Source organism: Geobacillus sp. GHH01, from assembly GCF_000336445.1.
Classification (GTDB): Bacteria; Bacillota; Bacilli; order Bacillales; family Anoxybacillaceae; genus Geobacillus; species Geobacillus zalihae.
On sequence record NC_020210.1, the window covers coordinates 2,465,251 to 2,486,671 of the forward strand.

A 21,421-nucleotide genomic window follows, 5' to 3' on the forward strand; every position below is an offset into this window, starting at 1 on the left:
AAACGAGCTCATTAGACAATATCCGTTTTCACCAGCGATGCGTTTGTCGAAAAATCTTTACAAATTTCATTTTAACGGATGTTTCACCAAATATCTATGCCAAACCGGCAAAATTTTTGCCGCCTTTTTTGAAAAATTTTTAGTGGCAGCCTAACCAATATGGCGGGATCAATCAAGCCGCTCACAGCATTTCGAAACATTGGCCTTGGGATGATCAGGAAGAGATGAATGGTGACCAAATCATCACTCGTCATTTCACCAAATATACGCAAGAATCGAATGTTGGCTGCCGGGAAAAAGCGAGCCGACTTTGTCAGCTCGCTTTCTTTTGTTTGCCGTATAGATCGATGCCTGCCTCTTGCAGCATCCACTCAATGTGGACGCCATAGCCGGATGTCGGATCGTTCACGAAAACGTGCGTCACTGCGCCGACGAGTTTTCCATCCTGAATGATCGGACTGCCGCTCATCCCTTGGACGATGCCCCCTGTTTTCTTTAACAAGCGCGGGTCCGTGACGCGAATCACGAGGCCTTTGGTCGCCGGAAATTTCTGCGGAATGGTGCTGACAATTTCCACGTCAAACTGCTCGACTTTGTCGTTTTCCACCACTGTCAATATTTTTGCCGGTCCTTCTTTCACTTGGTTCGCCAAGGCAACCGGGATCGGTTTTGTGAACGGACCGTTCGGCAGTGGCTTTGTAAGCTTGCCAAAAATGCCAAACGGGCTGTTGGTGGTGATCGTGCCGATCACTTCTTCGCCGTCGGAAAAGCGGGCTAATTTTTCACCTGGATTGCCGCTCGTCCCTTTTTCGATCGATGTGACGGTCGAGCGCATAATTTGCCCGTTTTGCACGACAATCGGCTTTTTCGTATCCATGTCAGAGATGACATGGCCAAGTGCGCCATATGTTTTTGATTTGGGGTCGTAAAATGTCATCGTCCCGATGCCGGCGGCCGAATCGCGAATGTACAGGCCGATGCGGTACACATCGTCATGCCTGTCTCTCAGCGGAACGAGCTTCACCGTCATGGAGTGCTGATCGCGCAGAATTTTTAGATGAAGCGGTTTTCCCGTTTTGCCGGCCTCCTCGATGAAAGGGGAGAGGTCGCTCATGTTTTCGATTTTTTGGCCGTTAATGCCGATAATGATGTCGCCGACTTGAATGCCGGCTGCCTCTCCCGGCGATTTTTTCCCGTTTTCGGTTTCGACAAGGTGGTAACCGACGACAAGAACGCCGACGGTATTGAGCTTGACGCCGATCGATTGTCCGCCGGGAATGACTTTGAGCGTCGGCAGCACGTTGACATCCACTTGCTTGATCGGCATTCCGGCAACCTGCAACACCATCGTTTCATGTCCGCGGCGTTTCGCCTTTACAGACAGAGAACCGTTTTTTCGCTCAATATTGAGCGTTTCGGGAGCGTTTCGGTCATTGACGGCCGCTTGTACGGGAAGGGAAGCGGCAGGAAATTCAACCGCATCGCCTTCAAACAGGACAAGCTGCTTCGGAATTTGCCAATATTCCTTCATCGGTTTGGAAAAAGCGATGGCCGTCAATATACCAAGGAGAAGCACTCCTGCGACTTTTCGCGCCGTTTCTTTATTCAATGTCGTCCACTCTCCTCGCTCCCGCCTACACCATGCCAAAACGGTTACAGTTTTAATTTTGCCTGAACCGGGGAAAATATAATCGCCCTGCCGATAAAAAAGCTGCCCGGAATTGGATGGACTTGCATCCGGACAGCCGCGCGGCTTTTTGCTTATCTTTATGAAACACCGTAGTTCTCTTAAGGAAAGCGAGCGCCAAGTGAGAACAGGCAGGCGGAATCGGCCCGCTTTGAGAGGGATGCGCCTCCCCTCGACGAACAGGGGAAACAGGAATCAATGTTTCATTTTCGCCGCCAGTTCCAACAGCTCTTTGGCATGCCGTTTCGTCAATTCCGTCATCTCGACGCCGGAAATCATCCGCCCGATTTCTTTCACTTTCTCCTCCTCATTGAGCTTCCTCACGACTGTTTTCGTCCGTTCCCCATCCGTCTCTTTGGCGATCAACAAGTGCGTGTCCGCCATCGCAGCGACTTGCGGCAGATGGGAAATGCAAAGCACTTGCGACTGGCTGGCGATGTGGTAAATTTTTTCCGCCATCGCCTGGGCGACGCGTCCGCTGACACCGGTGTCGACCTCATCAAAAACAATCGACGTCACTCCTTGATGTTTGGAAAAAATCGTTTTCAACGCCAGCATAATGCGCGACAGCTCGCCGCCGGAAGCGACTTTGACGAGCGGTTTTAACGGCTCGCCGACGTTCGTCGAAATGTAAAACTCGACGACATCGATGCCGTCTTCTTGGAACCTAACCGGCACGCCGTCGACCAAGGGGGCGTCAAGCGATCCTTCGCGCTTGGCAAATACGATGTCAAATTTCGTTTTGTCCATGTACAAGTCTTTCAGTTCTTGATGAATGCGCTCAATCAGGCGCTGGGCATATGTTTGCCGAACAGCGGTGACGTTTTTCGCCTCCGTAAGCAACTCGTCCGTCACCAGAGCGAGCTGCTGCTTAAGCTCATGCACATGCGTTTCGCGATTTTCGATTGTCTCGATTTCCTCGGCGATCGTCTCGGCATAGTGCAAAATATCGGCGATCGTCGCCCCGTATTTTCGTTTGAGCTGCCCGATTTCCGCGAGACGGCTTTCAATGGCATCGAGCCGCTCTGGGTCGTACTCCATCTCCTCAATTTGATCGCGCAGCTTGTACATGACTTCCTCGAGCAAATAGTAGCAGTTCGACGTCGTTTCATGCGCATCTTTGAGCGCTGCATCCATGCCTGCGACGTCATCGAGATGGCGCATCGCCTCCCCGATCGAATCAAGTCCGCGTCCCTCTCCGGAGAGGGCCTCATAACTTTTCTGCAGCGCGGTATAAATTTTTTGAAAATTGACGATGCGAACTTTTTCCTCCATCAGCCGCTCGTCCTCGCCCGGCTCGAGCGCCGCCTGCTCGATTTCACGCAGCTGAAACGTCAGCAAATCAAGCCGGTGCGCCATTTGCTGTTCATTTTCGCTCAGCTTTTTCAATTTGTTTCCGAGCTCCTCATACCGCTCGTAGACGGCGCGGTAGCGAGCAAGCGCCTCTGCCGCCTCTAGGCCGCCGAACTCGTCTAAAAGCGGCAGATGGCGGGACGGATCCATCAGTTCTTGATGTTCATGCTGGCCGTGAATATCAACAAGCGTCGCCCCGATGTCGCGCAGCACCGCCGTCGTGACGAGCTTGCCGTTAATGCGGCAGACGCTTTTGCCGTTGGCGAAAATATCGCGGCGCAACACGATCATGCCGTCGCTGGCGTCGATGCCAACGTCTGCGCATTTTTGCCAGCATGGATGGCGGTCATCATCAAGCAAAAACAGCCCTTCGATTTCCGCCTTTTCCGCTCCAAAGCGGACAAATTCAGCGGAGCCGCGTCCGCCGATCAACAAATGAATCGCGTCGATGATGATCGATTTGCCGGCTCCCGTTTCGCCGGTTAACACCGTCAGCCCTTTGTCGAACGACAACGAGAGCGACTCGATAATGGCGAAATTTTTAATCGACAGCTCGGCGAGCATTTCACCACTCCTTGCCTGTCCGATTCATTCCACTTTTGATTATAGCACGTATGTTCGGATTTGCAAACGAGGACCGCCCTGTCGTTCCGTCCTTGAACGCAGAACGGGAGCTGGGCCGGTCCTCGCCTAGAGCATGGACAACAGCTGGTCGGACACTTTTTCCGCATCTTTCGGCGTCCGGCAAATGATCAGGCACGTATCGTCGCCGCAAATCGTACCGACGATTTCGTTCCAATCCAAATTGTCGAGCAAGACGCCGACGGCATGGGCGTTGCCCGGCAACGTCCGCAACACAAGCAAGTTGCCCGTTCCGTCAAGCTTCACAAACACATCAACAAGCGCCCGCTTCAGCTTTTGCAACGGATTGAAGCGCTGGTCGGACGGAAGGCTGTACTTGTAGCGGCCATTGGCCATGGGCACTTTGACGAGCTGCATTTCTTTAATGTCGCGCGAGACGGTCGCCTGGGTGACGTTAAAGCCAGCTTCTCTCAGCCGGTCGACAAGCTCGTCTTGCGTTTCAATGTCATGGTTCATAATGATTTCGCGAATTTTAATATGCCTTTGCCCTTTGTTCACATTGCGCCACCTCCCCGCTTTTCAAAGTGCAGAGCAGATTGTCCGTCCCGCCGACGCTATTTGCCGCTTGGCTCCACGCTCCCCTCCCGCAAGCGGGCATGCGCCTCGCTCACCACGTCGGCGACGGATGCTGACAGTCGGTTTTCTCCCTCCCGGTTTCCTCCAGGATAGGCAGCATGAAGCAAAAATTCAATATTGCCGTCGCCGCCGGTAATCGGTGAATACGTTAAATGAAGAACATCGAACCCTTCCGCACAGGCGAATTGAATGATCGATTCGAGCACTTCCTCGTGAATGTTCGGGTCGCGAACAATCCCCTTTTTGCCGACCTTTTCCCTGCCGGCTTCAAACTGCGGCTTGACGAGCGCAATCACATCGCCGCCCGGCACCATGACCGTCTTGACGACCGGCAAAATGAGCCGCAGCGAAATAAACGAGACATCGATGACAGCTACTTCCGGCAGCCCTTTCGTAAACTGATCCGGCGTCACGTAGCGGAAGTTCGTCCGCTCCATCACAACGACGCGCTCGTCTTGACGCAGCTTCCAAGCAAGCTGGTTGTAGCCGACATCGACGGCATACGTCAGCTTCGCCCCATGCTGCAAGGCGCAGTCGGTGAAACCGCCGGTCGACGCGCCGATGTCAAGAACAATTTTATTTTCCACGCGAATATGAAACTCGCGCAACGCTTTTTCCAGTTTCAACCCACCGCGGCTGACGTACGGAAGCGGGTTGCCTTTCACCTCAAGCGGAATGTCAACCGGCACTTTTTCCCCGGGCTTATCGAGTCGAACGTCGTTTGAATAGACAAGCCCGGCCATGATCGCCCGCTTCGCCTTTTCTCGCGTTTCCGCCAGCCCTCGTTCGACAAGCAACACATCGAGCCGTTCTTTTTTTCCTTTCATGTCTCAAGCCCTTTTCTGTTTTCTTGGCACCATCGTTTTGATGCGGTCGATGATATGGGTCGACGTCAGCCCGATTTCATTGAGCAGCTCGCTGACGCTTCCATGTTCGATAAAGCGGTCCGGGATGCCCATCCGTTCGATGACCGCTCCGTGATAACCATGATCATGAGCAAACTCCAACACAGCACTGCCAAAGCCGCCTTGCAGCACCGCCTCTTCGACCGTTAAGATCGGCAGGCGGCTCTCAAGCAGTTCGTGAAGCATCGCCACGTCCATCGGTTTCAAAAAGCGAGCGTTGACGACTTTCACGGATACGCCATCTTTGGCGAGCTCCTCAGCCGCCTCAAGCGCCATCGAAATCGTCGTGCCAAACGTCAAAATCGCCGCATCGCAGCCGTCGCGCAGCACTTCCCACGTGCCGATTGGGATTTCTTTCAGTTCCTCATCAAGCGGTACGCCAAGCCCGTTGCCGCGCGGGAAACGCATGGCGATAGGCCCATTGTCGTAGCGGATGGCGGTGTACACCATGTGCTGTCCTTCGTTTTCGTCTTTTGGCATCATCAACACCAAGTTCGGCACATGGCGCAAAAAGGCGATGTCAAACACCCCTTGGTGCGTTTCGCCGTCCGCCCCGACCAACCCAGCACGGTCAATGGCGAAAAAGACATTTAAGTTTTGCCGGCATACATCATGGACGACTTGGTCATAGGCGCGCTGCAAAAATGTCGAATAAATGGCCAAAAACGGTTTCATCCCTTGCGTCGCCAATCCAGCTGCAAGCGTTGTCGCGTGCTGCTCGGCGATGCCAACATCAAACATCCGATCGGGGAACTCGCTTGCGAACCCTTCCAGCTTCGAGCCGACCGGCATCGCCGGCGTAATCGCGACGATGCGCGGGTCGGTGCGAGCGAGCCGGCGCACGGTTTCGCTGACAAGCGCGCTCCATGACGGACCGGCCTCTTTCGTTTTGACAAAAGCGCCGGTTTCGATTTTGTACGGCCCTGTGCCGTGCCATGTGCCGACTTTGTCGTTTTCCGCCGGACTGTATCCTTTCCCTTTCTTCGTGATGACATGCACAAGCACCGGACCTTTCATCTTCTTCGCATAGCGCAAGTTCTCAAACAAATCCTCAAAATCGTGGCCGTCGACCGGGCCTAAATACGTAAACCCGAGCTCTTCGAAAAACACGCCGGAGACAAGCAAATATTTCAAGCTGTCTTTCAGCCGCTCGGCCGTCGCCGCCAGCTTGCCGCCGACCGCTGGGATGCGCTTGAGCAGCAGCTCCAGTTCATCTTTCACCCACTGGTATTTGCCGGCGGTGCGCAACCGACCGAGGATGTTGTGCAACGCGCCGACGTTCGGGGCGATCGACATTTCATTGTCGTTTAAGATGACAATCATATCCGTTTTCTCATGCCCGATATGGTTGAGCGCCTCAAGCGCCATGCCGCCGGTGAGCGCCCCGTCGCCGATGATCGGCACGATGTATTCATCCGTCCCTTTCAAATCACGGGCGATCGCCATTCCCATCGCCGCCGACAGCGACGTCGAGCTATGGCCCGTTTCCCACACGTCATGCTCGCTTTCGCTCCGTTTCGGGAACCCGGACAGCCCCTTGTATTGGCGGAGCGTGTCGAACGCGGCGGCGCGTCCGGTCAAAATTTTATGCACATATGACTGGTGTCCGACATCCCAAATGAGCTTGTCTTTTGGGCTGTCGAATTCGCGGTGGAGGGCGATCGTCAGCTCGACGACCCCTAAGTTGGGGCCGATATGTCCGCCCGTTTTCGACAACTTCTCAATTAAAAACCGCCGAATCTCGGCGCTTAACCGTTTCAGCTCAGGAATGGACATATTTTTGACAACGCGCGGATGGTCAATTTTTGTCAAGTCCAACAAAGATCACTCGCTTTCATTCTGTCGTTCTTCGAGCCGTTTCTCCTCGTACAGGTAGTATTATTATACATGATCCGGCGCGAAAAATCGACTTTTCCCGCCAACGCAGCCCGTCACCACTAGGACGCGTTTTGTGGTGTATCTATAGAACTTGCGGCGGCCGCCCGGCGGAAAACAACCAAAAAAACAAGGCCGCCTCCGTCCCGAAGGAAAGCGAACAACGGGAACAAGAGGCCGCCGCCCCGCATCAGTGGTCGCGGACTGCGACAAGCTCGCAAATGTAGGCCAGCACCGCGTCATCGATTTTGGCTTGCTGCAAATGGCGCTTCGCGGCGTCAATGTGAAACGCCAGTTTCTCTTTAGCACCGCCTAGCGAAAGAAGCACCGGATATGTCGCCTTCTTGTTGTCGCGGTCGCTGCCGACTCGCTTGCCGATTTTTTCTTCCATTCCTTCAATGTCCAAAATATCGTCGCGAATTTGAAAGGCGAGGCCTAAATGTGCGGCGAACTCGTTGAGTTCGCGCGTCTGCCGACCATCGGCGCCGCCAAGCAGGGCGCCGGCGTGCACGCTGTATTGCAGCATTTTCCCCGTCTTATGGCGGTGGATGTATTCCAGTTCCGCAAGCGCCAGCGTTTTTCCTTCCGCCTCCATATCAGCCGCCTGTCCAGCGACCATGCCTTCCGGGCCGGCCGCCTTCGCGAGCTGCTCGATGAGCTGCAGACGGACGGGAGGCGGCACGCGATCATCATCGATTTCGGCCATCAATTGAAAGGCATACGTCAACAAAGCGTCCCCGGCCAAAATGGCCATCGCCTCGCCGAACACTTTATGGTTCGTCGGTTTGCCGCGCCGCAAATCATCGTTGTCCATGCTTGGCAAATCATCATGAATGAGCGAGTACGTATGGATCATTTCAATGGCGCAAGCGACTGGCAGACCGATCGCCGGGTCTTTGCCAAGCGCTTGGATGGTCGCCAGCAACAAAAGCGGGCGGATTCGTTTGCCGCCGGCCTCAAGCGAGTAGGCCATCGCCTTTTTCAGCGTCTCCGGCCCACGAAGCCGCGCCATATAGGAGGAAAGCGCCGCCTCGACGGCCCGTTTTTGTTCGTTGAGAAACTGTTCAACCGAAAGCTGCGCCACCCGTCACTCCTCCTCCGGCGAAAAAGGGACAAGCTCGCCGTCTTCGCGCAGCATGTACTCCAACTGTTTCTCCACATGCTGCAATTTATCATGGCAAAGCTTGGACAGTTTCATGCCTTCTTGAAAAAAGGCGATCGCCTCCTCAAGCGGCACGTTCCCTTCCTCGAGCTTTTCGACGATTTCCTCCAGTTTTTTCATCGCTTCTTCAAACGTCATCTCTTTTTCTTCGCTCATACTTGTTTTTCCTCCACTCCCGTCACTTGACAATCGACTCGTCCGTCTTGAACTTGAATGGAAAGATGCTCGCCGATTCGAAGCTGGTTCGTTCGTTTCACGAGCTCGCCCTGCTCATTGTACACCAAGCTGTAGCCGCGCTCCATGATGCGAAGCGGACTGAGCGCCTCAAGCCGGGCGAGGTTGGAGCGAAAGCGGAACCGATGGCGCTCCACCGCGGTGCGCATCGCTTTTTCCAGCGCATTGGCGGTCGCCTTTTGCCGTTCTTTCATCCGCTCAAGCTCTGCAGCCGGATGGTGCCGCCATAGTCTCATGTCAAGCTCATGCAGCCGCTGACGATGTTTGTCGACGAGCCGTTCGCGTTGGCGGCTAAGCCTCTCAAGCAACGCATCAAGCTGCTGTTCTTTTTGTTCATAGAGCCGCTTGGGATAGCGGAATGCGTAGGATCCTTGCAGCCGGCGAAGCTGCTCTTTATCAGCGGCAAGCCGCTCTTTCATGGCGCGGATGAGCCGCCATTTCCGCTCGGCGAGCCGCTCAGCGAGCTCCCCAACATGCGGCGCCGCCATCTCAGCTGCTGCCGTCGGCGTCGGCGCCCGCAAATCGGCGACAAAGTCGGCGATCGTAAAATCTGTTTCATGGCCGACAGCGGAAATAATCGGTATTTTTGAGGCGAAGATGGCGCGGGCGACGATTTCTTCATTGAACGCCCACAATTCTTCGATCGAGCCGCCGCCGCGGCCGACAATCAGCACATCAACCTCGCCGAACGCATTCGCCCGCTCGATGGCGCGCACGATGGAGGGCGCCGCCCCGTCCCCTTGAACGAGCGCTGGAAACAAAATGACTTTAGCGAGGGGATAGCGGCGGCGAATCGTCGTCATAATATCGCGCACCGCCGCTCCAGTCGGCGATGTAACGACGCCGATGCAGCGAGGGAAAGCTGGAAGCGGCTTTTTATGGACCGGCGAAAACAACCCTTCCGCCTCGAGCCGCTGCTTCAGCTGTTCGTAGGCTAAATAGAGGCTTCCGACACCTTCCGGCTGCATTTCTTTGACATAAAGCTGATAGTTGCCGTTCGGTTCATAGACGGAAATTTCCCCGCGCGCGAGCACGTTCATCCCATCTTCAGGGCGGAACGGCAAATGCTGGTTGTAGCCGGCGAACATGACGGCGGCAATGCGTCCTTGGCTGTCTTTCAACGTAAAATACATATGGCCGCGCGAATGCTGCTTAAAATTCGAAATCTCGCCCTTCACCCATAGATCGCGCAAATGCGGGTCGACATCGAACTTGCGTTTGATGTACTTCGTCAACGCCCCGACCGTCACATATTTCACTTCCACTGATCCTGCCCTCACTTTGCGGCCAACTGCCGTGCCGCTTCAATCGTGTTGTGCAAGAGCATTGTAATCGTCATCGGCCCGACTCCGCCCGGCACCGGCGTCATATAGCCAGCCACTTCTTTCACAGCGTCAAAATCGACATCGCCGCACAATTTGCCGTTCTCAAGCCGGTTGACGCCGACGTCGATGACGACCGCCCCGGGCTTGACGTGTTCCGGGCCGATGAGGCGCGCCTTGCCGACAGCGACGATCAAAATGTCCGCCTGCCGAGTGATGGCGGCCAAATCCGGTGTTTTCGAGTGAGTGTAGGTGACGGTGGCATGTTCGCGCAAAAACAGCTGGCCAACCGGTTTGCCGACGATGTTGCTTCGGCCGACGACGACGACGTGCTTGCCGGCGATGTCAATGCCGGCCGATTGCACCATCACTAAAATGCCATGCGGAGTGCACGGGAGAAACGCCCGTTGGCCGATCATCATTTTTCCGACATTGATCGGGTGAAACCCATCGACATCTTTTTCCGGTGCGATCGTTTCAATGACCGACCATTCGCAAATGTGATCCGGCAGCGGCAGCTGCACTAAAATGCCGTGCACCGCCGGATCGACGTTTAACTCGCGGATTTTCGCAAGCAGCGTCTCTTCGTCGATCGCCGCCGGAAACGTGTAAAGGAACGAGCGAATGCCGACCTCGGCGCACGCTTTTTGTTTTCCTTTTACATACGAATGCGACGCCGGATCGTCGCCGACTAGAATGACGGCCAGCCCCGGCTCAACGCCATCCGCTTTCAACTGTGCGGCTTCATCCGCCAATGCGGTGCGAATCGTCCTCGCCATCTCCGTTCCGCTAATGATTTGTGCTGTCATCGTGTTTCGTTCCCCTCTCCTCGTTCATCGTTCAATATCAGCCCGCGATGCAGCCGGTTTTATTTTTGCAGCGCCGCCTTCACTTTCGAAAGCACGCCGTTGACAAAACTTCCGGATTTCCAATCGCCGAATTTTTTCGCCAGCTCGACCGCCTCATCGAGGCTGACGCTTACCGGCACATCATCGGCGTATTTCATCTCGTACGTCGCCATGCGCAAAATGGCGCGGTCAACGTTGGCGACGCGTTCAAGCGTCCATTTTTCCAAATTGGCGCGCAACAGCTCGTCAATCTCCTCCTGGTGCTCGACGACGCCAAAGACGAGCTGGCGCAAAAACGGGTCGATGTCGCCGCCGCCCGTGACATTGTGGAGCGCCTCGTCTGGTGGAATGCGTCCGACATCGATTTGAAACAGCGCCTGCAACGCCTTTTCCCGTGCTTCATGCCGCTTCATGGCGGTCCCCCTTTCCAAAAAACGAACATTCACAATGAAATCATATCATATTTTTCGGAAAAAGCCAGCCTTTTCCCACAAATCATTCGCGCTGCCGTTGGTTGCGCCATAACGGCCTCGTTCATTACAATAACAAACTTTGGCCAAAAAAACAAAAAGGCAGCCGCCGAAAAAGCAACTGCCTTGCGAGATCACTGTTCGATGACGCCTTGTTCCTGCTTGCCGCCCTCAAACTGGATGCCAACGATATGAACGTTCACTTCGCTCGCCTCGAGGCCGGTCATGTTCCAAAGCGCCTGGCGCACATTTTCCTGCACCTTTTTCGCCACGTTCGGAATCGATGCGCCAAACTGGACGAGGCAATAAAGATCGATGACGACGCCGTCGTCGCGCAAATCAACCTTGACGCCTTTGCCATGGTATTTCTTTCCAAACCGCTCGGCGACGCCGGCGGCAAAATTGCCGCGCATTTGCGCGATGCCGTCGACTTCTGACGCCGCGATGCCAGCGATCACCTCAATCACTTCCGGTGCAATTTCCACCTTGCCGAGCGCCGGGTATACTTGCTCTGTTTCAAAGACATGCTCAGACATAAGGCACCTCCTATTCCGCCTTCATAATATCATATAACTCCAAAAACTTCGTATTAAACTCACCGCTTTGAAATTTCTCATGCTCCATTAATTTTATGTGGAACGGAATCGTTGTATGAATGCCTTCGATGATAAACTCCGAAAGCGCCCGTCTCATGCGGGCGATCGCTTCCGCACGCGTCGGCGCATGAACGATCAATTTGGCGATCATCGAATCATAATACGGCGGGATCGTATAGCCTGGATAGGCGGCGGAATCGACGCGCACGCCCGGGCCGCCCGGCGGCAGGTACATGGCGATTTTCCCCGGCGACGGCATAAAGTTTTTCGCTGGATTTTCGGCGTTGATCCGGCACTCGATCGCCCAGCCGTTAAACGTGACGTCCTCTTGGGTGATCGACAGCTTTTCACCGGCGGCGATGCGGATTTGCTCCTTGACCAAATCGATGCCGGTGATCAGTTCCGTGACCGGATGCTCGACTTGAATGCGCGTATTCATCTCCATGAAGTAAAATTGTTTGTTCCGGTGGTCATAAATAAATTCAACCGTACCGGCGCCGGTGTAGTTGACCGCTTTCGCCGCCTTGACCGCCGCCTCGCCCATCTTCCGGCGCATCTCGTCGTCAATGGCCGGCGACGGCGCTTCCTCGACCAGTTTTTGCAGCCGGCGCTGGATCGAGCAGTCGCGCTCACCGAGATGAATCGTATTGCCGTACGAATCAGCGAGCACTTGAATTTCGACATGGCGGAAATCTTCGATATATTTTTCAATATAGACGCCTGGGTTGCCAAATGCCGTCGCCGCTTCCTGCTGGGTGATGTTGATACCTTTGACGAGCTCTTCTTCGTTGCGGGCGACGCGGATTCCTTTCCCGCCGCCGCCGGCCGTCGCTTTAATGATGACCGGATAGCCGATCTCTTCGGCAATCGCCCGCGCCTCATCAAGGCTTTCGATCACCCCGCGCGACCCAGGCACGATCGGCACCCCCGCCTCGCGCATCGTCTCGCGAGCGATGTCTTTCATGCCCATTTTTGCAATCGCTTCCGGACTTGGGCCGATAAATGTCACGTTGCATTCACGGCACAGCTCCGCGAACGCTTCATTTTCCGCCAAAAACCCGTAACCGGGATGGATGGCGTCACAGCCAGTCAGCGTGGCGACGCTCATAATGTTTGTGAAATTTAAATAGCTGTCTTTCGAAGCGGTCGGCCCGATGCAGTACGCCTCATCAGCCAGCTGCACGTGCAAGGCGTCGCGGTCGGCTTGCGAAAAGACAGCGACCGTCTCAATCCCAAGCTCGCGGCAGGCGCGGATGATGCGGACGGCGATTTCCCCGCGGTTCGCCACCAACACTTTTTTGATCATCGTCCGTTCTCTCCCTTATTCAGGCTTGACTAAAAACAACGGCTGGCCATATTCGACGAGCTGGCCGTTTTGCACCAACACCTCGACAATTTCGCCATCGACTTCCGCTTCAATTTCATTAAACAGCTTCATCGCCTCGATGATGCAAACGACCGTATCTTTTTTCACTTTGTCGCCCGGCTTCACATACGGCGGCTTGTCCGGCGCCGGCGCTGCGTAGAACGTGCCGACCATCGGCGAAGTAATTTGATGCAAGTTGCCTTCCACAGCCGGCTTTTCTTCTTTGACTACCGGCGTTTCCGCTTTCGGTGCCGGCGCTTCTGAGGCCGCTGCTTGAACGGGAGCAGCTGCCGAAGCCGGTTCGACCGCTGCCGGAGCGGCAGGCGCCGGCGGCGCGACCGCCGTCTGTGCGGCCGCAGCCGACGCAACGGCGACAGCAGCCGTTCCTTTTTTCATATGTACTTTTGTTTCGCCTTGTTCGTATACGAATTCGTCAATTGAGGACTGGTCGACCAAGCGGATCAATTCACGGATTTCTTGAATTTTCATCGATCTCACACCTTTCTCCAAGTATCGTGCAGCCCGTTCCTTTCTGGCGGTGCCTAAACGTGTCCATAACGATTATACACACAACAGTAGGACAAACAAAAGACTTTTCCGCAAAAAAAGAAGCTGCCCTAAAGAGCAGCGCGTTCATCCAGCCGGCTGAAACTCAACCGTCACGTATTCAGCATCGGGTATTTCTTTTTTCACCATATGAATGACTTCATTCGCCGATTTAGCTGAGTTTTGTTTCGCTTTGATCGTCACGCGCACTTGGTTGTCATCGGCGCGCACGAGCACGTCTTCATAACCGCCTTTCGATTTGATGAGCGTCTCCAACGTTGCTTCTTTTTCGGACAATGCTTGCAATTTTTCAATTTTGTCGAGCGCTTCACTTTTTTCTTCCGCCGTCGCGTTCGCTGAAGCGACAATGGCGTTCAGCTCATCGCGCAGCCGGCTCCGTTCATCCTCAATTTTCATGCGCAGCGCTGTAAACAAGTCGTCGCCCGTTTCGCCAGACGCGGACGGCTTTTTCGCCTCTTCGACAGCGACGCTCGGCTGATCGGTTGTTTTTTCCGTTTTCTTATTGGCGGTAAATGCCGGACTGTCGTTCATATTTTTTGGAGCTGTCACGTAATAGACCGACAGCACAACGACCAAGCTCAACATCGTCAACAGCCATACGGTTTGTTTTTTCAACATGCCGATCTCCTCCCCTTACCCGGTCATTTTTTCGGCAAGACAGCGACGCGGTAGCTCGGAACGTTTAACACGCGCGTCACCGCCTCGACGATCCATTTTTTGATTTGCAAATTATCCGCCCCTTTGGCGACAACGAGAACGCCGCGGATGTCCGGCTTTTTCGTGGCGACGACAAGCGGCGTTTCTTCTTCGCCGTTATGAATAATGATGACTTCTTCATTGGTCGACTCGTTTTCGATCGTCCGCTTCCCGCCTTCCTTGTCGCTCTCTTCCGTTGTCTGCTGCTGAGTCGAACGCTTTTTCTCATACAGTTTCAACTCCGTGGAATCGAGATTGACGACGACCGTGACATCATCCACCCCTTCGATCACCTCAAGAGCGGCTTTCAGTTCTTTTTCGTACCGCTCCTCATAGGCGGCGATCACTTTCTCTTTCGTCTCCTTGCTTGCCAGGAATGCCGGCTCGGCTGGAGCGGACGGCTGCCCGGCGGAAGGCTTCGCTTCGGCTTCCTCTCCACTGTTTGCCCAATGGCTTGCCGCCATCAAGGCGACACCAGCCAACAGCAGGACGACGACGTACGAAAACGGCCATTTTTTCTGTGCTCCTTCCCCGTCTTTCGGCGCTGAAGAAAAGAGCCGTTTGATGAGCGGCAACATCCCCCCTCTATTCCCTCCCCCTAAATTGCACGTCAATTTTATCTTCATCGATTTCCCATCGGCCGGCGAGAAAAGCGCGCACCTCCTCTGCCAGCGAAGCATCGCCCTCCGGCAAAGCCGGCGGCTTCGTCGTATCGATGACAACCGGTTCCACCGAACCGGCTGACTTCTGTTTCGAAAGGACGACCTCAATCGTCTTGATGTCATCCGGCATGCGCCAGTCGTCGCCTGGCTTGGCGTAAACGTTGACATCCGCTTTCAGCCCATACTTTTCCATCAACTCCTCATTGACATCGTTTTCGAGCTGGACAGCCATTTGTTTTAAAATATATGCGCGTTGCGAGGCTTGTATTTCTTTTTTCTGCTGTTCGATTTGATTTTTTATTGCCTCCTCCCCCGCACGGCCGTTGGAAAAATGGACGAGCGCCGACGCGATGAGCTGCTCGGGATCAACGGAAGCGAGCCTGAGTACCGGAGCGAGCATCACGAGAACGAGCATAAGCCCGACAGCCATTTTCACGTATTTTTGCATCGTCCCCGACGGCAGCAAAAAATCGATGATGATAGCAAACAACAAAAACAAAATGATGTTTGTCACCCACTCAATGACTAGCTGCATAGCGCTCCCCCTAGCGGACCATCATCGTAATGTTCCCGGCCATCACCATGATGGTGAGGCTTAAGAAAAACATGAGCGACACAATGAGCAGCGCCGCCAGCACGTAAGCGATGCTTTTGCCGATGATGTTGAGGCAGGACAATACCGGTCCGCCGCCAAGCGGCTGCAGAAGAGCAGCCGATAGTTTGTAGACGATGACGATGGCGAAAATTTTCACCGCTGGAAAGATGGCGATCATGAGCAAAATCGCCGCCCCGACCAACCCGACCGTATTTTTCAACAGCATGGAAGCGGCGACGACCGTATCGGCGGCATCAGTGAACAGCTTGCCGACGACCGGGATGAAATTGCCGGTGACAAATTTCGCCGCCCGGAGCGCCACGCCGTCAGCCACGGCCGCTGTCGCTCCTCGCACGGACATGACGCCAAGGAACACGGTCAAAATGAGGCCGAGCAAACCGAGGGAGGCTTTGTTGAGCAAATCGGCGAGCTGAGTCGCCTTGTAACGGTCGCTGAGCGTGCTGACGACCGAAAGCAGCGCAGCCAGAAGCAAAAGCGGCAAGGTGACGTATTCAACGACCGTGCCGGTGGTGTTCATCACAAACAAAATGATCGGGTGGAAAAACGCCGCCGACGCGACCCCGCCGGAAGTGGCGAGCAGGGCGAGCAGCAGCGGAACGAGGGCGATGATGAAATGGCTCATCGTCCGCACCGCCTCAAGCGCATAATCCGCCGCGAGGCGAAAGCTGTTTAAGGCGATCAACAAGAGCACCATATAGACGACCGCCTGGGCGATTTTGCTTACTTCCTGCTGAGCGAACGCATTTTGCAGCGATTGCAGCACCGTGCTGAAGACAGCAAGCAAAATGAGCGTGCCGAGCAGTTTGCCGTTCACCTGCAGTTCATAAAACAAATAGCGGGCGAGCGCCTTCAGCCATTCGGCCGGCGACCATTGCTTGTCGCCGCTTAAAAAATCGGTGAGCGGCCCTTTCTCGCTTTCCGGCAAAAACCCTCCATACTCGCTGACGATCGTTTCCCAATAGCGGCGGATATCGCTCACATCGAGCTGAGCGAGCTGCTCGCTGACCGACGGTCCATCGCTTGCGGCTTGTACGACCAACGGACAAAAAAAGAGAGAAAGCAGCCCGACAATAAGGAACGCTGTTCGCTTCAATCCGTTCCCCCCTTTAGCGCGCCGACGGGATGAGGCCGATGACCGCTTCAATGATCGCCGTCAAAATCGGGACCGCCAGCGCCAAAATGATGATTTTTCCGCCGAGCTCAATTTTGGCGGCGATCGCCCCTTGGCCGGCGTCTTTGGAAATTTGGGCAGCGAACTCGGCAATGTAGGCAATGCCGATGATTTTCAGCATCGTCTCTAAATACACCATCTGAATATGGGCGCCTTCGGCCATTTTTCGCAACATCGCCAAAATGCTGCTGATTTGATCGACCAACAACAGAAAAATGGTGCAGCCGACAAACACGGTCAACAAAAAGGCGAGATTCGACTTTTGCTCTTGCAGCAACACGACCAAAAACGTCGCGATCAACCCGAGGCCGACGATTTGCAAAATGTCAATGGCCGATCCCTCCTACCCGCGGAACAAAAAGACATCCTTGATTTTTTGGAACAAATCGCTGACGATGGAAGCGACCATAAACAAAATATAAATAAAGCCGAGCAGCGTCACCCATTGGGCGTATTCTTTCCTCCCCATCTGATCGAGCACCGTATGCAAAAACGCGATGACGATGCCGACGCCGGCGATTTTCAAAATGAGATCGACATCGATGCCCATGATTCTGCCTCCTGTCTACATGAGTAAAATGACGAGCAGCAGGCCGGCCAACACGCCTAAACTTTTCGCCATCTTGGCGTAGCGCGCCTGGTTGTCTAGCGCTTCCGCTTCCTCCCGCTCAAGATGGGCGAGCGCCAGCGCGATTTGCCTTTGCTGGGTGAGCCGGTCGTATTGGCCAAGCGTGGCGCCAAATTGTTTCATCACTTCAAATTCTCCTTGCTTTAGAGCGGTTTTTCCCCATACGGCTCGCAAGCTTTTTTCCCATGCCTCGGCGGCGCTCGTTTCTTCTGTGCATAACGCGGCGGCAAACCGCTCGAACAATTCGGACAACGGGGCGGCCGTTTGCCGGGCGAGATGCATAGCGGCGTCGGCAAGCGGCGTATGGCCATACATCACTTCCGCCTCAAGCGCCCTCAGCGCCGCTTTCAGCTGGCGGAGCTGGCGCGGCCGCTCGTGCAACACGCGGGCGGCGGCAAACCCAAGCCATGTTGAGGCGGCGAGAATCAACAGAGCGCCAAACCATTTCATCGATGGACCACCGCCCTTTCATACAGCACCGTTCCGCCAGCGTCGAGAATGCGTCGGATTGAGCCGGGATGGGGAATGTTCGTCAGCTCAATAAACCGTTCAAACACCTTTTGTTCCATCACCGGTCCGAGCGTCGGACGCTGCCAGACGTCTTGGATGTTGCGGCCGTGCACAGTCGTCCATACAGAGACGCCAGCATTGGCCGCTTCAAGCACTGCCTCGCTGTCCTCCTCGCGCCCGATTTCGTCGACAATCATGACATCAGGGCTCATCGAGCGGATCATCATCATCATCCCTTCCGCTTTCGGGCAGGCGTCCAACACGTCAAGGCGCGGGCCGAACGAAAACTGAGGAATCCCTTTCACACAGCCAGCGATTTCCGATCGTTCGTCAACGATCGCCACCTTTTGCGCCGGAATGCGCCTCGTCCCGCTGCTAATCAAGCGCGCCGCATCGCGCAGGAGCGTCGTTTTTCCCGTCTGCGGCGAGCCGATGATCATCGTATGACGCCAGCGGCCGTCGTACACATACGGAATCAGCGGCTCGGCGATGCCGATCTGTTCCTTGGCGATGCGAATGTTAAACGAGGAAACATCGCGGATCGCTTTCACCTTGCCCCCTTCAGTAATGACTTTGCCGGCCAGCCCAACGCGATGCCCCCCCTCAATCGTCATAAATCCGCGCTTCAGCTCTTCTTCGACGGCATAGATCGAATAATGACTCAATTTGTTGAGCAAATGCACGCCGTCTTCTTTCGTCACTTCATACGGCAGCAATCGGGCCGTTCCGTCGACGATCACCTCAAGCGGCCGGGAGACGCGGATGCGGATTTCTTCAATTCCGCGGCGGCATGAAGGAAGATGGTGCTGCAACGCGGCGGCGACCGTTTTCGGCAAAATTCCCCACACCGCTTCCATGGCCCTCCCCCTTTTCTTGTGGACTAGTTCATATGTATGGGCGGAATGCGCCGTTTATGCCTTACTTGTAAATTGCGAACAAAATGAGCGCTATCCCGAGCGCCACAAGCCCAAGCCGTGAAAACGAGAGCTCGTCCGCAAGCGAAAGCAGTCCAATCGCCATGGTCACCATCATGACGGTTGGACCGACGACAGCAAGCGCGGCATTAACGGCAAGCGCTTTTTTCACGTCATTGAACACAAGCATCAACAGCGCCGCGCTCAGTTCAATGAACGCGGACACCATCCGCATGCCAGCCATGGCCATAACGGACGGGTCGATCGATCGCAGCCAATGTTTCATGTTCCCCTCCTGTTTTGCCAAATGGGATCGATTAGTACAAACGTATGCGAAAACAAGCCGTTTCAGAAGAAGTTTTTACTGAGGAAAACGATGGGGGAGAGCAAAACGGCGCCCATTTTGCGCATAAAAAACACCGCCCCGGAAGGTGTCCGAGACGGTGCCTGTCGGGCTTGCGCTTACGCCCGCGAAACGTACGTGCCATCGGCCGTATTAATGATGAGCGTGTCGCCTTCGTTGACGAAAAACGGCACTTGAACGACAAGGCCGGTTTCGAGCTTCGCCGGCTTCGAGCCGCCAGAAGCGGTGTCACCTTTAATGCCCGGCTCTGTTTCAACGACTTTCAGCTCGACGGTGTTCGGCAGCTCGACGCCGATCGTTTCGCCTTGGTACATCATAATAAATACTTCCATATTCTCTTTCAAGAACTTCAGTTCATGCTCGATTTGTTTCGCCGGCAGCTCGATTTGTTCGTACGTTTCCATATCCATAAAAACGTGTTGGTCGCCGTTGGCGTACAAATATTGCATTTTGCGTGTGTCGATTTGCGCCCGGTTCACTTTTTCGCCGGCGCGGAACGTCCGCTCCTGAATGGCGCCGGTGCGCAAATTGCGCAGCTTCGAACGGACGAACGCCGCCCCCTTGCCCGGCTTGACGTGCTGGAATTCAAGGACGCGCCAAATCTCGCCGTCCACCTCAATCGTAAGTCCTGTGCGAAAATCGTTGACTGAAATCATTAGCCGAAATCCTCCTCACGCAATCCATTATAAAATGATCAGTTCTTTTGGCGAATGGGTGAGCGCTTCGTTCCCGTCAGCAGTGATGACCGTATCGTCCTCGATGCGCACCCCGCCAAGCCCCGGGATGTAAATGCCCGGCTCGACGGTGACAACCATGCCTGGCTCAAGCACGACATCCGAACGGAACGAAAGCGTCGGTCCTTCGTGAATTTCCAATCCAATCCCATGGCCGGTCGAATGGCCGAAATAGTCGCCATACCCTTTTTCGCGGATGTAATCGCGCGTGAGCGCATCGGCTTCCTTGCCGGTCATGCCTGCCTTGAGCCCGTTCATGCCTCGTTGCTGCGCTTCAAGAACGATGTCATAGATCGTCCGCAACTCCGCGCTAATGTCGCCGACGGCGACCGTTCTCGTCATATCGGAACAATACCCTTTATAGTAAGCCCCGAAATCAAGCGTGACGAGCTCGCCGCGCTCGATCGTTTTCTCTGACGCCACCCCGTGCGGCAGCGCCGAACGGTAGCCGGAGGCAACGATCGTATCAAAGGAGGACGAAGACGCCCCTTGTTTGCGCATAAAAAATTCCAGCTCATTCGCCACTTCGATTTCTTTAACGCCTGGACGGATGAACGACAAAATGTGCGAAAACGCCGCATCGGCGATTTCTGCTGCTTCCTTTAATATCTTAATCTCTGCCTCTGACTTAATCAAGCGCAATTTTTCTACGAGCCAAGACGTTGGCACGAGTTCAGCGCGGATGGCTTCTTCATACGACTTGTATGCGGCATAGGTGACATGTTCTTGCTCAAAGCCAAGCCTCTTGATGCCAAGCCGCTTCACCTGATTGGCAATTTCTTCGATGATCGGCCCGCTGTGCTGGACGACTTCAAACCCTTGGGCTTGCCTCGATGCTTGTTCGACGTAGCGGAAGTCCGTAACCAACACCGCCCCTTGACGGCTGACAAGTACAGCGCCGGCCGTGCCAGTAAACCCGGTCAAATAGCGGCGGTTGTAGCCGTTTGTGATTAACAGCCCGTCGATATGCTGCTCGTCAAGAAGCTCCCGAAGCTTTTCCAGCTTTTCCATGTTTCCGTCTCCTCTTCCCTTAGAGTGTGCTCGTCTCCTTGGCTGCCTGCGTCGAGAGCGGAGAAAATCTTCGCGGTCAGGATGACGCGAAAGACCTCGTAGGCGCGCCAGTTTCACGCAGCGCCCGCAGCAGCCATGGACTGATGGTGAAACACAAGTGTTGATGATCCATTATTTTACTATATAGGTGCAACCAAAACGTTTAACATATCTTTGACAGAAAAGCCACTTATCGATTTTTCGACTGTCGAGGGCAAGCCTTTGCTTGCCTCCGTCACGCCGATCCAATGCTCAGTAAAAGCTACAAATTCGAAAACTTCAAATTGATAAAAAAACACAGAATCATATGGCTGAACACAAGCTTTTCTGTCTCTTCCCTCGAACAAGAACGCCGGCTGGCAAATGTCATTTGCCAGCAAAGCGTTCATTGTTTGAGGAGAGCATGCCGTCATATGCCCAGTCGGCAAGCGAACCGCTTGCCGACGACGGCAGAAAGACTGGGAACAGAGCCT

General features: G+C 54.6%; 24 protein-coding genes. All 24 read right to left on the bottom strand.

Annotated features, from left to right (window positions below; all coding sequences use genetic code 11):
- Nucleotides 1-313 precede the first annotated feature (313 nt).
- The gene (gene spoIVB, locus GHH_RS12115; protein WP_015375368.1) at nucleotides 314-1,609 is read right to left on the bottom strand and encodes a SpoIVB peptidase; all 1,296 of its coding nucleotides are present in this window, start codon (nucleotides 1,607-1,609) and stop codon (nucleotides 314-316) included.
- Between the two features lie 273 nt (nucleotides 1,610-1,882).
- Nucleotides 1,883-3,604, bottom strand: coding sequence for a DNA repair protein RecN (recN, locus tag GHH_RS12120; protein WP_015375369.1), 1,722 nt, complete (start codon nucleotides 3,602-3,604; stop codon nucleotides 1,883-1,885).
- Nucleotides 3,605-3,730: 126 nt separating this feature from the next.
- A complete protein-coding gene (gene ahrC, locus GHH_RS12125; protein WP_011231872.1) occupies nucleotides 3,731-4,180 on the bottom strand; it encodes a transcriptional regulator AhrC/ArgR in 450 nt (149 codons plus the stop codon).
- A 56-nt stretch (nucleotides 4,181-4,236) separates the two neighbouring features.
- Nucleotides 4,237-5,085 carry a TlyA family RNA methyltransferase gene (locus GHH_RS12130; RefSeq protein WP_015375370.1) on the bottom strand — a complete coding sequence of 283 codons (849 nt, stop codon included), beginning with the start codon at nucleotides 5,083-5,085 and terminating at the stop codon, nucleotides 4,237-4,239.
- A 3-nt stretch (nucleotides 5,086-5,088) separates the two neighbouring features.
- Nucleotides 5,089-6,981: a 1-deoxy-D-xylulose-5-phosphate synthase gene (dxs, locus tag GHH_RS12135; protein WP_015375371.1), complete on the bottom strand. Its 1,893-nt coding sequence runs from the start codon at nucleotides 6,979-6,981 to the stop codon at nucleotides 5,089-5,091.
- A gap of 247 nt (nucleotides 6,982-7,228) precedes the next feature.
- The gene (locus GHH_RS12140) at nucleotides 7,229-8,122 is read right to left on the bottom strand and encodes a polyprenyl synthetase family protein (protein WP_012820586.1); all 894 of its coding nucleotides are present in this window, start codon (nucleotides 8,120-8,122) and stop codon (nucleotides 7,229-7,231) included.
- Between the two features lie 3 nt (nucleotides 8,123-8,125).
- Nucleotides 8,126-8,356, bottom strand: a complete 231-nt coding sequence (locus tag GHH_RS12145) for an exodeoxyribonuclease VII small subunit (protein WP_012820585.1) — start codon at nucleotides 8,354-8,356, stop codon at nucleotides 8,126-8,128.
- Complete coding sequence (gene xseA / locus GHH_RS12150; RefSeq protein ID WP_015375372.1) at nucleotides 8,353-9,699, bottom strand: exodeoxyribonuclease VII large subunit; 1,347 nt, start codon at nucleotides 9,697-9,699, stop codon at nucleotides 8,353-8,355. Before xseA ends, GHH_RS12145 begins: the two co-directional genes overlap by 4 nt.
- 11 nt (nucleotides 9,700-9,710) lie before the next feature.
- On the bottom strand, nucleotides 9,711-10,565 hold the full coding sequence (gene folD / locus GHH_RS12155; RefSeq protein ID WP_015375373.1) for a bifunctional methylenetetrahydrofolate dehydrogenase/methenyltetrahydrofolate cyclohydrolase FolD: 855 nt from the start codon (nucleotides 10,563-10,565) through the stop codon (nucleotides 9,711-9,713).
- Between the two features lie 59 nt (nucleotides 10,566-10,624).
- On the bottom strand, nucleotides 10,625-11,017 hold the full coding sequence (gene nusB, locus GHH_RS12160) for a transcription antitermination factor NusB (RefSeq protein ID WP_011231879.1): 393 nt from the start codon (nucleotides 11,015-11,017) through the stop codon (nucleotides 10,625-10,627).
- Nucleotides 11,018-11,208: 191 nt separating this feature from the next.
- On the bottom strand, nucleotides 11,209-11,610 hold the full coding sequence (locus GHH_RS12165; RefSeq protein WP_015375374.1) for an Asp23/Gls24 family envelope stress response protein: 402 nt from the start codon (nucleotides 11,608-11,610) through the stop codon (nucleotides 11,209-11,211).
- Nucleotides 11,611-11,620: 10 nt separating this feature from the next.
- Nucleotides 11,621-12,976, bottom strand: coding sequence for an acetyl-CoA carboxylase biotin carboxylase subunit (gene accC / locus GHH_RS12170; RefSeq protein ID WP_015375375.1), 1,356 nt, complete (start codon nucleotides 12,974-12,976; stop codon nucleotides 11,621-11,623).
- Between the two features lie 15 nt (nucleotides 12,977-12,991).
- Complete coding sequence (accB, locus tag GHH_RS12175; RefSeq protein ID WP_011231882.1) at nucleotides 12,992-13,525, bottom strand: acetyl-CoA carboxylase biotin carboxyl carrier protein; 534 nt, start codon at nucleotides 13,523-13,525, stop codon at nucleotides 12,992-12,994.
- Nucleotides 13,526-13,669: 144 nt separating this feature from the next.
- The gene (locus tag GHH_RS12180; RefSeq protein WP_015375377.1) at nucleotides 13,670-14,221 is read right to left on the bottom strand and encodes a SpoIIIAH-like family protein; all 552 of its coding nucleotides are present in this window, start codon (nucleotides 14,219-14,221) and stop codon (nucleotides 13,670-13,672) included.
- A gap of 23 nt (nucleotides 14,222-14,244) precedes the next feature.
- Nucleotides 14,245-14,877, bottom strand: coding sequence for a stage III sporulation protein AG (spoIIIAG, locus tag GHH_RS12185; RefSeq protein ID WP_015375378.1), 633 nt, complete (start codon nucleotides 14,875-14,877; stop codon nucleotides 14,245-14,247).
- A 7-nt stretch (nucleotides 14,878-14,884) separates the two neighbouring features.
- Entirely contained in the window at nucleotides 14,885-15,496 is a 612-nt protein-coding gene (gene spoIIIAF / locus GHH_RS12190; protein ID WP_015375379.1) for a stage III sporulation protein AF, read from the bottom strand.
- 10 nt (nucleotides 15,497-15,506) lie between these two features.
- Nucleotides 15,507-16,670 (bottom strand): stage III sporulation protein AE, encoded by a 1,164-nt coding sequence (gene spoIIIAE, locus GHH_RS12195; RefSeq protein WP_015375380.1) that lies wholly within the window; start codon nucleotides 16,668-16,670, stop codon nucleotides 15,507-15,509.
- 13 nt (nucleotides 16,671-16,683) lie between these two features.
- On the bottom strand, nucleotides 16,684-17,070 hold the full coding sequence (gene spoIIIAD / locus GHH_RS12200) for a stage III sporulation protein AD (protein ID WP_011231887.1): 387 nt from the start codon (nucleotides 17,068-17,070) through the stop codon (nucleotides 16,684-16,686).
- A gap of 21 nt (nucleotides 17,071-17,091) precedes the next feature.
- A complete protein-coding gene (spoIIIAC, locus tag GHH_RS12205; RefSeq protein ID WP_011231888.1) occupies nucleotides 17,092-17,298 on the bottom strand; it encodes a stage III sporulation protein AC in 207 nt (68 codons plus the stop codon).
- Between the two features lie 15 nt (nucleotides 17,299-17,313).
- Nucleotides 17,314-17,826, bottom strand: a complete 513-nt coding sequence (gene spoIIIAB / locus GHH_RS12210) for a stage III sporulation protein SpoIIIAB (protein ID WP_011231889.1) — start codon at nucleotides 17,824-17,826, stop codon at nucleotides 17,314-17,316.
- The gene (spoIIIAA, locus tag GHH_RS12215) at nucleotides 17,823-18,743 is read right to left on the bottom strand and encodes a stage III sporulation protein AA (RefSeq protein WP_011231890.1); all 921 of its coding nucleotides are present in this window, start codon (nucleotides 18,741-18,743) and stop codon (nucleotides 17,823-17,825) included. The genes spoIIIAB and spoIIIAA overlap by 4 nt, the downstream gene beginning before the upstream one ends.
- 61 nt (nucleotides 18,744-18,804) lie before the next feature.
- The gene (locus tag GHH_RS12220) at nucleotides 18,805-19,086 is read right to left on the bottom strand and encodes a YqhV family protein (protein WP_011231891.1); all 282 of its coding nucleotides are present in this window, start codon (nucleotides 19,084-19,086) and stop codon (nucleotides 18,805-18,807) included.
- Between the two features lie 176 nt (nucleotides 19,087-19,262).
- Entirely contained in the window at nucleotides 19,263-19,820 is a 558-nt protein-coding gene (gene efp, locus GHH_RS12225) for an elongation factor P (protein ID WP_011231892.1), read from the bottom strand.
- A gap of 27 nt (nucleotides 19,821-19,847) precedes the next feature.
- A complete protein-coding gene (locus GHH_RS12230) occupies nucleotides 19,848-20,909 on the bottom strand; it encodes a Xaa-Pro peptidase family protein (RefSeq protein ID WP_015375381.1) in 1,062 nt (353 codons plus the stop codon).
- Between the last annotated feature and the right edge of the window lie 512 nt (nucleotides 20,910-21,421).